15 protein-coding genes are annotated in these 14,139 nt (G+C 27.5%); 9 read left to right on the top strand and 6 right to left on the bottom strand.

What is annotated here, in order from left to right; translation table 11 throughout:
* Nucleotides 1-97 precede the first annotated feature (97 nt).
* The 6 genes from IGS63_RS01405 to IGS63_RS01380 are packed head-to-tail and all read right to left on the bottom strand — an operon-like array spanning nt 98 to nt 5,475.
* Nucleotides 98-1,075, bottom strand: coding sequence for a thiamine pyrophosphate-dependent enzyme (locus IGS63_RS01405; RefSeq protein WP_190615268.1), 978 nt, complete (start codon nt 1,073-1,075; stop codon nt 98-100).
* Nucleotides 1,076-1,090: 15 nt separating this feature from the next.
* Nucleotides 1,091-2,260: a pyruvate ferredoxin oxidoreductase gene (porA, locus tag IGS63_RS01400; protein ID WP_190615267.1), complete on the bottom strand. Its 1,170-nt coding sequence runs from the start codon at nt 2,258-2,260 to the stop codon at nt 1,091-1,093.
* Nucleotides 2,261-2,274: 14 nt separating this feature from the next.
* A complete protein-coding gene (locus IGS63_RS01395; RefSeq protein ID WP_190615266.1) occupies nt 2,275-2,589 on the bottom strand; it encodes a 4Fe-4S binding protein in 315 nt (104 codons plus the stop codon).
* Nucleotides 2,582-3,157, bottom strand: coding sequence for a 2-oxoacid:acceptor oxidoreductase family protein (locus IGS63_RS01390; protein ID WP_190615265.1), 576 nt, complete (start codon nt 3,155-3,157; stop codon nt 2,582-2,584). Before IGS63_RS01390 ends, IGS63_RS01395 begins: the two co-directional genes overlap by 8 nt.
* Before the next feature lie 15 nt (nt 3,158-3,172).
* Nucleotides 3,173-4,774, bottom strand: coding sequence for a glycoside hydrolase family 57 protein (locus tag IGS63_RS01385; protein ID WP_190615264.1), 1,602 nt, complete (start codon nt 4,772-4,774; stop codon nt 3,173-3,175).
* Nucleotides 4,771-5,475 carry a DUF4912 domain-containing protein gene (locus IGS63_RS01380; RefSeq protein ID WP_190615263.1) on the bottom strand — a complete coding sequence of 235 codons (705 nt, stop codon included), beginning with the start codon at nt 5,473-5,475 and terminating at the stop codon, nt 4,771-4,773. The genes IGS63_RS01385 and IGS63_RS01380 overlap by 4 nt, the downstream gene beginning before the upstream one ends.
* A 193-nt stretch (nt 5,476-5,668) precedes the next feature.
* Between IGS63_RS01380 and IGS63_RS01375 the strand changes: the two genes are divergently transcribed.
* Genes IGS63_RS01375 through IGS63_RS01335 form a run of 9 tightly spaced genes read left to right on the top strand, consistent with a single transcriptional unit; the run spans nt 5,669 to nt 14,133 of the window.
* Nucleotides 5,669-6,166 carry an OmpH/Skp family outer membrane protein gene (locus IGS63_RS01375; RefSeq protein WP_190615262.1) on the top strand — a complete coding sequence of 166 codons (498 nt, stop codon included), beginning with the start codon at nt 5,669-5,671 and terminating at the stop codon, nt 6,164-6,166.
* Entirely contained in the window at nt 6,167-6,874 is a 708-nt protein-coding gene (gene lptB, locus IGS63_RS01370; RefSeq protein ID WP_190615261.1) for an LPS export ABC transporter ATP-binding protein, read from the top strand. It begins immediately after the preceding gene.
* A gap of 2 nt (nt 6,875-6,876) precedes the next feature.
* Nucleotides 6,877-7,407, top strand: a complete 531-nt coding sequence (locus tag IGS63_RS01365) for a TIGR00725 family protein (RefSeq protein WP_190615260.1) — start codon at nt 6,877-6,879, stop codon at nt 7,405-7,407.
* Nucleotides 7,400-8,776, top strand: coding sequence for a glutamate--tRNA ligase (gene gltX, locus IGS63_RS01360; RefSeq protein WP_190615259.1), 1,377 nt, complete (start codon nt 7,400-7,402; stop codon nt 8,774-8,776). Before IGS63_RS01365 ends, gltX begins: the two co-directional genes overlap by 8 nt.
* Nucleotides 8,777-8,811: 35 nt before the next feature.
* The gene (coaBC, locus tag IGS63_RS01355; protein ID WP_190615258.1) at nt 8,812-10,023 is read left to right on the top strand and encodes a bifunctional phosphopantothenoylcysteine decarboxylase/phosphopantothenate--cysteine ligase CoaBC; all 1,212 of its coding nucleotides are present in this window, start codon (nt 8,812-8,814) and stop codon (nt 10,021-10,023) included.
* Nucleotides 9,950-11,146, top strand: a complete 1,197-nt coding sequence (locus IGS63_RS01350) for a L,D-transpeptidase family protein (RefSeq protein ID WP_232521257.1) — start codon at nt 9,950-9,952, stop codon at nt 11,144-11,146. The genes coaBC and IGS63_RS01350 overlap by 74 nt, the downstream gene beginning before the upstream one ends.
* A 1-nt stretch (nt 11,147) precedes the next feature.
* On the top strand, nt 11,148-12,149 hold the full coding sequence (locus IGS63_RS01345; RefSeq protein WP_190615256.1) for an elongator complex protein 3: 1,002 nt from the start codon (nt 11,148-11,150) through the stop codon (nt 12,147-12,149).
* A gap of 14 nt (nt 12,150-12,163) precedes the next feature.
* Complete coding sequence (locus IGS63_RS01340) at nt 12,164-12,934, top strand: TlyA family RNA methyltransferase (RefSeq protein WP_190616073.1); 771 nt, start codon at nt 12,164-12,166, stop codon at nt 12,932-12,934.
* On the top strand, nt 12,931-14,133 hold the full coding sequence (locus IGS63_RS01335) for a hypothetical protein (protein WP_190615255.1): 1,203 nt from the start codon (nt 12,931-12,933) through the stop codon (nt 14,131-14,133). The genes IGS63_RS01340 and IGS63_RS01335 overlap by 4 nt, the downstream gene beginning before the upstream one ends.
* The last annotated feature ends 6 nt before the right edge of the window (nt 14,134-14,139 follow it).

Here is a 14,139-nt window from a genome sequence, read left to right as displayed (position 1 = left end):
TTTTGTGTTAAAACATTTAATTATATATTTTTTCTCTTAAATAAAGCTTAAAAATATATTTTGGAAATTAAAAACCACGCCAAAGGCGTGGTTTAAATTACTTTCTCAAAGGTTTATCTTGAGATATTTCTTCAAGAGCTAAAAGTCTTTCCCATTTAGCATCAACGTATTCTTGCATTTGATCAATAACTTCATCAGCATGATCTGTTTTTAATAATTGTTTAAACTTACCAATTTTTTCTATGTATTCTCTAATTGGTTTAAAGTTTCTTGGTTTTTTAGTTACTTTGTAAACTCCTCTATCATATTCCCAAAGTGGCCAATATTTTGTTTCAACAGCAAGTTTAGTTACTGCTGGTCCAGTACTTTCTGGAATTCTCCAGAATCTAACACAAGGAGCAAGTACAGCTATAAAAGCTGGTCCTTTAAATTCAAGTGCTTTTTCCATTTTTTTCATGAAATCAAGTGGTTCAGATGTTGAAGCAGATGCTGCATAAACGCCTTCATGTCCAGCAATTATGTCTAATAATGATTTTTTAAATTGAACTTTTCCTGGTTTAACTTTACCAACTGGTTCTGTTGTTGTTTGAGCACCTGTTGGTGTTGAACCTGATCTTTGGTTACCTGTATTCATGTATCCTTCGTTATCATAAAGAACATAAACAAAGTCATGTCCTCTTTCAATTGCTCCAGATAATGATTGTAAACCTATATCATAAGTTCCACCATCTCCACCAAAAGCAATGAATTTAAGTGGTTTTTCTGATTTTATTTTTCCTCTATGTTTTAATGATTCGTAAGCTGTTTGAGCACCAGATATGGTTGCTGCAACATTTTCAAATGCATTATGTATATAAGGAACATTCCAAGCTGTATATGGATAAATTGTAGAAGAAACTTCGAGACAACCTGTTGCAGCACCAACAACCGGTTCATAACCGAGAGCTTTAGCTGTTAAAGTTGCCCATTTTGCTACCATTGGCGCATTACATCCTGGACATAATCTGTGTCCTTGCGTAAATGGCCAGTCATTTTTTTCAACATATTCTACTAATTGTTTAACGTTTAAAGGCACCTTCATCCACCTCCATTAATCTCTTAAACCGAGGTATCTTTGTTCGTCGGTAATAAGGTTTCCTGAAATAGCTGCTTCAAATGCTTCGTGAATCATTTCAGGAGTTACGTCTCTTCCACCTAAACCATAAACATAAGATCCCATGGTTGGTCTTACTGCAACTTCATAAAGTGATGATTTAACAAGTGAGTACAATGGTGCTTCTTTACCAAAAGACATAGCTCTATCTAGAACTACTACTGCCTTTTTACCATTGAGTGCTTGTTGGAATTGTTTCTTAGGGAATGGTGTGAAAACCCATGGTTTAATGAGTCCAGCTTTTATTCCCTTTTCTCTTAATTCATCAACAACATATTTAGCTGTAGATGCTGTTGAATTTAAAACAACCATAACATATTCTGCATCTTCAACTTTGTATAGATCTAAATAATCGTATTTTCTTCCAGATATTTTTTCAAATTCTGCAAATACTTCAGGTAACAATTTATAAGCATTTTGCATAGCTTCTTCTTGTTGTCTGTGATGTTCATAGTAGTAATCAAATAAGTCTAATGAACCGTGAGTAACTGGTTTTGCAACATTTACTAGTGGGTATTTTGGTTCCCATTCTCCAACGAATTTTTTTGCAACGTCATCATCAAGCATTTCAAATGAATCTGCACCGTGTGATGTTATAAATCCATCTAAATTAACCATTGTTGGAAGAAGAACTTCTTCTTTTTCAGCTATTTTACAAGCTATTAAAGTCATATCATAAGCTTCTTGATGGTTTTCACAGAATAATTGTAACCATCCAGAATCTCTTACAAGCATAGCATCAGAGTGATCACAGTGAATATTTATAGGTCCAGAAAGTGCTCTGTTTACAACTGGCATTACTATTGGAAGTCTATAAGATGCAGCTATATATACTATTTCTGCCATAAGTGCAAGACCATTTGCAGCAGTAGCTGTCATTGTTCTTGCTCCAGCAGCAGCCGAACCAACTGTAGCACTCATTGCAGAATGTTCTGATTCAACAGGTATTGTCATTGTATCTACTACACCGTCTGCTACAAAATCAGCATAATATTGTACTATTGGTGTTTGAGGAGTTATTGGGTATGCTGCAACAACATCTGGGTTTATTTGTCTCATTGCATGAGCAACAGCAGCAGCACCCGTAGTTTCTAGTCTAACAGGCATTATTTTTAACCTCCTTACTTTTCAAATTCAGTTTCTGGTTTCATTTCTATTGCTTTAACAGGACAAATTGCAGCACAAGTACCACAACCTTTACAATAGTTAAGGTCAAATCCTGTCATTTCCATACCATTTTTAGTTTCGGTTGATGTTTTACCACCTATTGCCATATCAGGGCAGTATAACCAACATTGCATACAATTTATACATTTGTCTTTATTTACAACAGGTCTCATTACTCTCCATGTACCAGTGTGATATTCTCTTGCTGATGCAGGTTTATCAACAACACCACCGATTGGTACTTCTTTCCAATTTTTAAGGTCAGCCATTGATTTTCACCTCCTGATGTCCTCTATCAACAGCTCTCATGTTTGCATCAACAATTTCTTTTGAAAATTTCTTTGCAAAAGCATGATTTATTTTAGTTTTTACTACATCAAGTGGAACAATATCTGTTAATTTTACAAGAGCACCAATCATAACTGTGTTTGGTATACCTCTTCCTATTTCTTCTAAAGCAATGTTAGTTGCTTCTATTGTAGCGATTTTCCCATTAAAACCTGTAATTTTTTTTACTTCTTCTGGTGTTTTTACAGTGTTGACAACGAGTATCTTTTCTTCTTTTAATCCATCAGTTATTTCTGGATTTCCAAGAAGTGTGTCATCTACAACTAAAACAACATCAGGATGCTGAACGTTGTTTCTTAATCTAATAGGTACTTCAGCTATTCTGTTGAAAGCTTTCATAGGAGCACCAGCTCTTTCTGCTCCATATTCTGGGAATGAAGTTGCGAACTTTCCTGCTTCAACTACTGCTTCAGCTAAGAATTGAGAAGCTGATTTTGCTCCTTGACCAGCTCTTCCATGCCATCTTACTTCGAAATATTTTTCTGGCACGATTATGCCCTCCTTTCAAATTGCGAATTCGTTGTTTCTGTATATCCTAAAGTCCATATTTTTAAAGATTTTGTCTAACCACTCATATTTTGATAGTGTTTCTTCGTTTATAGTTTTGTTTTTAATCATTTCTTCAAGTTCAAAGAATCTTTTTACATGAGTTTGAAATCTGTTTTTGGCATATTCAACTGTTGTATTTGTTGACATTATAAAAGCCCAATCACTCGATTGAGCAAGTAGTAATTCTCTTGCCATTTGATTTAATGTTCTTTCTTCTATTTTTGAAATATTACTTTTGCTTTTTGCATATTTAATCATTTTTTCAATCATTTCATTTAAATAAGGGTAGATCCAATCATTAGAATCATTTATCCAAACTTCATTGTAACCATTTTTTCCCCAAGTAGACGGAGCAGGTTCTAAAATTTGTATTTTTTTTGAACTTTTAATTATTTCAGTTGGTATTGAGGTACTTAATAAATTTGATTTTGAAATTTCTTCAAATAATTTTTCTAAAAACATAGGTCCTTCATACCACCAATGACCAAATAATTCTGCATCAAATGGAGCAACTATTATGGGCTCTTCTTCAAAGTTTTGCATATTTTCTATTTGTATTGTTTTTTTATTAACAAAGTCTTTTGCATGTTGAACAACAGCTTGCATTGATTCGTCTATATCATAATAATCTTTTTCGTTTGAATTAAGTGTTTTATCTGTTATCTTGTAATACTTTATTCCAGTGTTACTTCTTATACCGCTTTTATCTATGTATGGTTTTATATATGAATATTCTCTGTCAAAACCTATATCTCTATAAAAATCTCTGTATCTTGAATCTCCAGGATACCCAATATCTGCACTCCAAATTTGTTCGCTTGATTCTGGATCTCTTGCAAATGCAAAAATATTATTTGGAGTTATTATCGGTCTGTAAACATTGTATCTTGCTGGAATTTCAGAATACCAAAAAGCGTGTGAATCAACAAAAAAATATTTTAAATTTTCTTCTGATAAATATTTATCTAATCCTTTAAAATAACCACATTCAGCTAACCAAATTCCATTTGGCGCTTCATTGAAATATTTTTTATAAGTGTTTATTCCAGTTTTTATTTGAGCACGTATAGCTGCAGGATATTCTATCATGGTTGGTAAAAACCCATGAGTTCCATTACATGTTACCATTTCAATGTAACCTTTTTCTTGAAATTCTTTAAAGCCTTGAAGTATATTTTGATTAAATTTATCTAAATAAAGTTTTAGATTTTCATTGAATAGTTTATTATAATATTTAGCCATTTTGTGTTTTCTTGGATCTTCAGTTTTAGTTTTTTCTATTTCTTTTTTGCTTAAATCTATTAAATTGTGCATATAATTTAAAAATTTTTTATTTAAGTTTTTAGAAACGAGCATTTCCATTAAAGGTGGAGTTATGCTTAAAGTTAATTTAAAATCTATATTCTTTTTATCTAAAGAATCAAAAACTTTTAATAGCGGTATGTAAGTTTCATTTATTGCTTCGAATAACCAATGTTCTTCCATAAAGTCATCAAAGTTTGGATGTCTAATATATGGAAGATGTGCATGAAGTACTAATAAAAATTTTCCTTTCATATATTATCATATCCTGTCCATAAAAAAGAGCTACTGGCAGCATTATTGTTTATAGAATAAATTGGATTTATTTTTTCTATTATTAAATCATATTCTTTGCTTTTTATTGTTTTAATGTTTTTTGTTTTTAAGTCTAACCATAATTCATCTTTATTGTGTGATGGATAATTTTTTGGAGTATTAATTTTATTTGAAGTTAATATTGATACAAAAGTAGTTGTTTTTTCTTTGTATCCTATTTCTGAGTAATATGTTGAATTTGGTTTTACATTAATATAAAGTTTTTTTGTTTTAAATATATCTACAGGAGTTTCTAATATTCTTATTAGATTTTCTAAGGGATCGTTTTCAAAAATTCTTAAAAAAAAGTTTTTTTCTTTTTTATTTTTTAAAACATTGATTGTTTCTTTAGAAAAAGACCAATAAACATATATTAGACTTGCGTTTACATACATGTTTTTTAATGAATCTTTGTCATAGTATGTGTTTGTAGCAAAATCTAATATGTTTTTATTTTTATTTGTATGTATTAATCCTTCTTGTTCTAATTTTCTTAATTCTTTTTGTATTTCTTTTATTATAGTTTTTTTCTTCATTGATCTTCTTAACTTTATATTTAATTTTTTTGATATATGTCTTAATTCTTGTATGCTTGGTTCTTCTAAATCTAGAATCTTTAATATATTTTCATCAAGAATCAAAATTAATCCTCCTTTGTTTGTTTAACTTATTAATATATTTTATCATAAAAAGATTAACAAAAAATATAACATTTTTAAAATAAAGATTTTAAAGTATTTAAGTCTATATAATTTTTAAGTTAGAATAAATTTTTTATTGAAATTTTAAGGAATTTCGAGTATAATTAATAGGAAAATAAATTGGAGGTGGAGTATGAAAAAAATAGTTTTAATGAGTATGGTTTTATTAATGGGTGTTGTAATGTCGTTTTCAAACGAATTGAAGATTGGTTTTGTAAATCTTGAAAAGGTAACTAAGAGTTATTATAAGTGGACAGATCTTCAAGATAAATATAAAAATGATATGGCATATTATCAAAATAAAATTGAAAAAATGAAAGAAGAATTACAAACTATGGAAAAAAATGGTGCATCAAAAGAAGACTTACAAAAAAAGTATCAAGAAGTTCAAGTAAAAGTAAATGGTTATAATACTGCTATACAAAAAGAATATACTACAAAATCTAATGGTTTAATTTCAGAATTAAAAACTTTTATTCAAAAGTATGCACAAGACAATAATTATGATTTAATTTTATTTGAATCTTCTGTTATATTTGCAAGCGAAAAGGTTGATATAACAGATACTATTTTAAAAATGGTTAATGAAGAAGTAAATACTGAAAAAAATACAACTGAGAATAAAAAATAAATGGATTCAATTGTTAAATGCGAAAAAATATTTAAAAGATATGGAAAAAAAGAAGTTTTAAAAAATGTTGATTTTGTAGCTACTTCAGGAAAAGTAACTGGACTTTTGGGGCCAAATGGAGCTGGTAAAACAACACTTTTTAAATCAATATTGGGTTTAGTTGTTCCAAATAATGGACAGGTTTATTTGGATGGAGAAAAAATAACTCATTTACCAATACACAGAAGAGCTCTTAAGGGAATGGCATATCTCCCTCAAGAACCTTCTGTTTTTCGTAATGCTACTGTAAGAGATAATTTGTATATGATATCAGATTTATTAAAAATAAAAGATAAAGAAAAAAAAATAAAAAATATTTCAAAGGAGTTTGGAATAGAGTCTCTTTTACATCAATTATCAGATTCTTTATCTGGTGGTGAAAAGAGAAGACTTGAAATAGCAAGAACTCTTTTAATAGATCCTAAGGTAATTCTTTTAGATGAACCTTTTGTTGGGATAGATCCAATAACAGTAAAAGATATACAAAGTATAATTGCAAAGCTTGCTAAAAGTGGAATTTCAGTTATAATAACAGATCACAATGTAGATGAACTTGCTGAAGTTGTAGATGACTTATATGTTATGCATAAGGGTAATGTTATAGCTCATGGTAAACCTTCTGAAGTTCTTGAGCTTAAGGAAGTTAAAGAAAATTATCTTGGATGGTGAATTTGATGAATGTTGGAGTAATAGGCTACTCTGGAAATAAAGAATTAGAACCAGTAAAATCATTAAAGAAAATTTGTATAGAAGTTGGTAAGGTTATAGCAAAGAACAATTGGATTATGTATAATGGCGGTAGAGATGGAATAATGGATTTAGTTTCTGAAGGAGCTAAAAAAAATGGTGGTAAGGTTATAGGGGTTATGCCTTGGGAAGAAAATGGAAATGAGTATCTTGATCTTGAAATAAAAACGGGATTAGATTTTTCTATGCGTTCATTTGTTTTGTTAAAGAGTGTTGATGCTGTTGTTAGTATTGGCGGGGAAATTGGTACAGCATTGGAACTTGTTGGTGCTTATGCTTATAAAAAACCTTTAATTTTGTTAAAAGGAACAGGTGGATGGACAGAAATTGCAGAAAAAATTTTAATAGATGGAAAATATTTAGATAATAGAAAGATGATTGAGGTTAAGGTGGCAAAAGATTTAAATGAAATGGAAGCATTATTAAAAGAAATTGAAGGTGAATTGAGTGACTAGAGTAAGATTTGCACCGAGCCCAACTGGATATTTACATGTTGGTGGAGTAAGAACTGCTTTATTTAATTGGTATTATTCTAAAAAAAATAATGGCAAATTTATTTTAAGAATAGAAGATACTGATATTGAAAGATCTAAAAAAGAGTATGAAGATATTATATTAAATGATTTTAAGTGGTGTGGAATTGATTATGATGAAGGTCCTGATAAAGGTGGAGAGTATGGACCTTATAGACAAAGTGAAAGATTCGATATTTATAAAAAGTATATTAATAAATTAATAGATGAAAAAAAAGCATATTATGCTATTTATTCTAAAGAAGATAATACACAAATTATAAAAAAAAGTTATGAATATCCAAAGGAGTATTATAATAAAGGATATTCAATAACAGTAAATTTTAAAGTTGAAAAAAATAAAAAAATAATTTTTGATGATTTAATAAAAGGTAAAATGATATTTGATAGTAACACTTATAATGATTTTGTTATTTTTCGATCGAATGGAGTTCCAATGTACAACTTTACAGTAGTTGTAGATGATTATTTGATGAATATAACGCATATATTTAGAGGTGAGGATCATCTTTCTAATACACCAAAACAAATTATGTTGTATGAAGCTCTTAACTTTGAAAAACCAAAATTTGCTCATATTCCTTTAATTATTGGAGAAGATAAGTCTCCTTTATCAAAAAGACATGGTGGAACTTCTGTTGCTTATTTTAAAGAAGAAGGATATTTACCATCAGCTTTAATAAATTATTTGGCTGTTCTTGGTTGGTCTACAGAAGAACAAGTTTTTGATTTTAAAGATAAGATTGATGAGTTTGATATAACTAAAGTTTCAAATAAAGCTGTTGTTTTTGACTATAAAAAATTGATGTGGATAAATTCTGAACATTTAAGAAATAAACCTTTAGATGAAATCTTTACCCATTATATGAATTGGTGTTCAATAAATAATATAAAAATTAATGCTTCTGATAATTATATAAAAGAGGTAATTGATATATCAAGGCAAAAGGTTAGTACTTTAAAACAACTTCATGAATTTTCAAAGAATTTTTATGATGAAGAGTTTAATTATGAAGAAAAATATTTAAAGTATACTAAGAAAGATTGGTTTAAATTACTTATAAGTGAAGCAATAAAAAAACTTGAAAGTTCGGAATATGATATAGAAAAAATAGAAAATACAATGCAAAGCTTAGCTGATTTAAAAATAACTGGTAAAAAAAATACTTATCAATCTGTAAGAGGTGCATTGCTTGGTGCTTTAGTTACGCCAGGACTTTATGAAAGTATAGTTGTTTTGGGAAAAAGGAGAGTTATAAAAAGACTTAAAAAAATTTTAGAAAATGTATGATATAATTTGAATAAACTAATAAAGGAGAATCTATAATGAATTATCCTTATTTAAAAAATAAAAATGTTCTTTTGGGAGTTAGTAGTGGAATAGCTCTTTATAAAGCCGTTGATTTAGCTTCTAAATTAAGAAAATTAGATGTTGGATTAAATATAATATTAACTCCAAATGCTGAAAAATTAATAGATAAAACGGTTTTTTCTGCTGTAGGGGATTGTAATGTTTATACCAGTATAAAAAATGATGTAAATGGTGGATGGATACCTCATACATCACTTTCGGCAGATGCTGATGTGTTTGTTGTAGCTCCTGCAACTACAAATACAATAGCAAAATTAAATGCAGGATTTGCTGATAATCTTTTAACGGCAACTGCTTCTGCATTTGATAAGGAAGAAAAAATAATTGTTGCTACAATGAATACAAGAATGTTTGAAAATAAGGCAAACTTAAGAAACTTAAAAGGATTAGAAGAAATGGGCTGGAAGATAATGTTTCCAGATGAAGGTCACCTTGCATGTGGAGAAGTTGGTAAAGGACGTTATCCAGATAATGAAAATATTTTAGAATTTATAGATGGAGTTCTTGCTCCAAAAGATTATGAAGGGAAAAAGGTTGTAATAACTGCTGGACCTACAATTGAACCAATAGATCCAGTCAGAAGTATTACAAATCGATCAAGTGGAAAAATGGGATATGAACTTGCAAGAGAATTAGCTGCAAGGGGAGCTGAAGTATACTTAATTTCCGGTCCAACAAAGTTAAAACCTCCATTTTTAGTAAAAAAATTTTTTAGTGTTGAATCAGTTGATGAGATGTTTAAATTAACCTTAAAGTTTTTTAAAGAAGCAGACATTGCAATAATGGCAGCTGCTGTTAGTGATTACAAAGTAAAAAACTATTCAAATAAAAAAATAAAAAAAAGTAGTGAGAACCTTATCATTGAATTAGAAAAAAATCCAGATATATTAAAGGAACTTGGAAAGATAAAAAATAATACTCAAATAACAGTAGGTTTTGCAGCAGAAACCAACGATGTTATTGAGTATGCAAATAAAAAATTGATAAATAAAAATGCTGATATAATCGTTTCTAATGATGTATCAAGAAAAGATATAGGTTTTGATAGCAATCAAAATGAAGTTGTTTTGATTTCAAAAGATGGTGAAAAACATGTTGAAAAAAGTAGTAAAAGAGATATTAGTGTTGCTATTTGTAATTATATCTCTAGTAAGTTTTCCAAATAATTTTTCTATTTCAATAGTGGATTATGATGAAGAAAAGCAGTTAGTTAATATAAATTTGAGTTGTAAATTTATACCGGTGGAAAAACCATCGGTAATAGTTTTTTATGGGGATTTTCAAAAGCATGTGGATTTACTAAAAAGAACAAATAAAAAGTATAATTTTTTTATATCTTTAAAAGATAAACCAGAAACTTTTTTTTCCATTTTTATAAAAGGAATGGATGTTATTGGAAATAAAAAAATAGATACGTTTATGAATTTTTTTAATACATCTGATTTTATTCCAAAAATAAAGTTTTTAGTTGTTTCAACTATTGAAGAAAATGGAATTAATTATCATATTTCATATGAGGCAAATGCGAAATTAAGTTATTATAGTTTTGATTTTGATGAGAAAAATGTAAGCTCAATAGAAGAATTAAAAGATGAATTTTTTAAAAGTAATGAAGGATTTCATAAAATACATATAGAGTTTAAAAATAGATTTGGTTTTATAAGTTCAATAGATACTAAAGTTTTAAAAATAAAAAATTATGTTTTTTCAGAAAAAATACTTAAACCTATGGCTAAAGAAAAAAAAGTTGGATTTCATATTGTAAAAAAAGGTGAAAGTATATACAAAATTGCAGATGAATATAAAATAAATCCTGGAGAAATAGTAAAGTTAAATAATATAAAAGACCCTTCAAAAATTTATGTTGGACAACCTTTAATAATTGGAAGAGTTAAATACTTTGAAAGTCCAATCCAACTTAAAATAAATATGGCGAAAAATTTAATGAAAATGTATTATGGAAGTACTTTATTGAAAGTATATCCTGTTGCAGTTGGAAGAAGTGACTCTACTCCACCTGGATATTATAAAATTATGTATCAAGAAAAGGAACCAGCTCTTTATTGGTATGGTGAATATATAAAGCCTGGTTCTATTATAAATGGAATAGGAAGTAGATGGCTTCAACTTTCTGAAAAACAGTATGGTATTCATGGTACGACTAAACCTTGGGAAATAGGTAAAAGAATTTCTCATGGATGTATAAGAATGCTTAATAAAGATGTAGAAGAAGTTGAATTTTTATGTGATTTAGGAACGGAAGTTTATGTAGAAAAAGGTGAAGAGTAAAATGTCGAGAGAGTATATTATACCAATATTTATTCCACATGCTGGATGTAAGAAACGCTGTGTGTTTTGTAATGAATATTCTGCAACTGGAATAAAAAAATATCCTGATTTAAATGAATTAGAAAAAGAGTTTAATAGATATAGTTCTTATTTTAAAGAAAAAAATAATGTTTATATTGCATTTTATGGATCTACTTTTACTGGAATTAAAGATGAATTAATGAAGTTCTATTTGAATTGGGCACAAAAAAAAATAAATGATGGTTTGGTTTCTGGAATAAGGTTTTCTACTTCTCCAGAAGAGATAAATGATAAGAAGTTTGAAATATTAAAAGATTTTGATATTTCGGTTATTGAGGTTGGTGTTCAATCATTTTTTGAAGACGTTTTAAAGAGTGCAAATAGACCACATGATTTAAATGACGTTTACAATGCAATAAATGTGTTAGATAAATATAATGTTAAGTATGGATTGCATCTCATGACAGGACTTCTAAACTCTTCTTATGAGAAAGATATAAAATCTGCTGAAATAGCTTCAAAAACTAAAGCCGATTTTTTTAGAATTCATCCTTCTGTTATTTTAAAAAATAGTACTCTTGAAATTATGTATAAAAAGAATACATATATTCCCGAATCCATTGATAGGGCGGTTGAAAAAGTAGCGAAAATGACAGTTATACTTGAAAGAGAAGGAAAAAAAGTTATAAGAATGGGACTTTGTTTGTATGGTGATGAAATAAATAATGTTGTTGCAGGACCTTATCATCAAAGTTTTGGTGATTTAGTAAGAAGTCATATAGCAAAATTAATTTTAACTAAAATAAAATTCAATGAATTGTCAATTCCTATGGCGTATAAATCAAATTTTATTGGTTATAAAAAGTCTAACAAGAAATATTTAATAAATAATATAAGTTTTAATGATGAAGAAAAATTTTATTTAGATAAAAAAGAATTTGATTATATTGAATTATTAAGAAAAATCAATTTTGATAGTTAATGAGGTGAAATAAGATAAAAGAAAGACTCGATAAGTATATCGTAAAAAATAATCTTGAAGAATCAAGGCAAAGAGCACAAATATTAATAAAAGAAGGCTATGTATTTGTAAATGAAAAAGTTATAAAAAAACCTTCGTTTCTTGTGACGGAAAAGGATATTATAAAAATAACTGGAACTTTAAATTATGTTGGAAGAGGAGCTTTAAAATTATTAGAAGCTATAAAAAAGTTCAATATAAATATTGAAAAGAAAATTTGTATGGATATTGGAGCTTCTACAGGCGGATTTACGCAGGTACTTTTAGAAAATAAAGCTAAAAAAGTTTATGCTGTTGATGTTGGAACTATGCAGCTTCATAATAAAATAAGAAATAATAAAAATGTTGTTATTATGGAAAATACAAATGCAAGAAACTTAATTTTAAATGAAAAAGTAGATATAATAACTTGTGATGTGTCTTTTATTTCTATAAAAAAAATGATTGATACTTTTAATAATAATTTGAAAAAAAATGGTAAAATAATTGCTTTAATAAAACCTCAATTTGAAGTTGGTAGAGAAAATATAATAAAAGGTATTGCAAAGGATAAAAATATTCATGTTAAAATGATAAATGAAATAATTGAATATTTTTCTAAGAATAATATTTTTGCTTCTAAATTAATAAAATCTCCAATTAAAGGTGGAAGTGGAAACACAGAATATTTAATATTGTTTACTAAGACAAAGAGTTCAAATGACAAATTAAAAATAAAAAAAGTAGTTTTTGGTGAAAAAAAATGAAAATAAAAATATCTTTAGTTTTTTTAATTATTTCAGTTGTTATAGGATATTCTAATGAAAATTATATAAAAATAAAGAGTTTAAGAGGATTTTATGATGAAGTAATAAATAAAGTTCCTCTCTTTCGTTATATAAATTCTAAAGAAGGTATGGGAATGGAGTATACTTTGGAAGTTTTAAGTAAAAGTATTACTTCTAATTCTACTGATTTAAATATTTTTTTAAATTCACCAGTTGAATTTTTTACTAATAAAAGTATGAACTATGAATATCTTTTAAATCCAAATTATATACATTTTTTAAACGACCTTTTAAAAACATCATCTTCTATTTATATTGGAAATACAAAGATAAATGTTTTAAAAGACGTATTTAATATATTTAATATAAAAAACTTAAAGATATCAAAAGATTCCTCTGAAATGTGGATTGGTGATCAAAAACCTGTATCAAATTCAAAGTATATAGTATCTGGAAAGATAAATAATTTTTTAAATGAAAAAAAAGATTGGTATTTTGTTGGAAATGAATATGACAAAAGTTTTTCAGCGACATTTACAACTTTAGAAAAGAATTTTGAAAGTAAAACAACTTTTGATATAGATATTTTAAAGGATAAAAAAATTTTTGGTGAAGTATTAGATATATTTCTTTTACAAAAAAATAAGTTTTTAAATTATATAAGAGAATTTTTTGTACCTATGGATGAAGATTCTTCTAAAGCTTTGGAAGAACTTACTGAGAGTATTGATTCAAAAGAATTTTTAACAATTACATCAAGAAATATTTCAAATTTAAATGATATAACACTTTTTATACAAGCAAATCTTAACAAAAACAAACTAAGTATAATAGCCAATAAGAGAAGAATGAAGAGTGGTAAGATAGGTACTTATTATTATTATGAATTTACATATTCAAAAGCTGGAACACAAATTTATGTATATTATAATGATGAAGATTTTTTAATATCAACTATTAAACCATCAAGAATGAAAATATACTTTGGAGAATCTCCAAGATTTAAATTGTTAAATAGTTATAAAGCTTTAAAAAATAGGAAAAACCTTGAAAGAGTTTTAATGATAGATTTAGTAAACTATATAGAAAAAAATTTTTATGGATCGATTAATTCTTTTGTAAATGTTTCATTTTTTAAAAAAGAAAAAAATTATATAGTTAATGTAACTATAAAGTAGGAGGAT

The sequence above is a fragment of the Tepiditoga spiralis genome, assembly GCF_014701195.1.
Taxonomy (GTDB): Bacteria; Thermotogota; Thermotogae; order Petrotogales; family Petrotogaceae; genus Tepiditoga; species Tepiditoga spiralis.
This window is presented reverse-complemented; position numbering and strand designations above follow the sequence as displayed.

Coding starts and splice junctions, on each gene's coding strand:
- porA (WP_190615267.1), bottom strand. CDS start 2,260: ATGCCTGTTAGACTAGAAACTACGGGTGCTGCTGCTGTTGCTCATGCA.
- IGS63_RS01395 (WP_190615266.1), bottom strand. CDS start 2,589: ATGGCTGACCTTAAAAATTGGAAAGAAGTACCAATCGGTGGTGTTGTT.
- IGS63_RS01385 (WP_190615264.1), bottom strand. CDS start 4,774: ATGAAAGGAAAATTTTTATTAGTACTTCATGCACATCTTCCATATATT.
- IGS63_RS01375 (WP_190615262.1), top strand. CDS start 5,669: ATGAAAAAAATAGTTTTAATGAGTATGGTTTTATTAATGGGTGTTGTA.
- lptB (WP_190615261.1), top strand. CDS start 6,167: ATGGATTCAATTGTTAAATGCGAAAAAATATTTAAAAGATATGGAAAA.
- coaBC (WP_190615258.1), top strand. CDS start 8,812: ATGAATTATCCTTATTTAAAAAATAAAAATGTTCTTTTGGGAGTTAGT.
- IGS63_RS01350 (WP_232521257.1), top strand. CDS start 9,950: ATGTTGAAAAAAGTAGTAAAAGAGATATTAGTGTTGCTATTTGTAATT.
- IGS63_RS01345 (WP_190615256.1), top strand. CDS start 11,148: ATGTCGAGAGAGTATATTATACCAATATTTATTCCACATGCTGGATGT.
- IGS63_RS01335 (WP_190615255.1), top strand. CDS start 12,931: ATGAAAATAAAAATATCTTTAGTTTTTTTAATTATTTCAGTTGTTATA.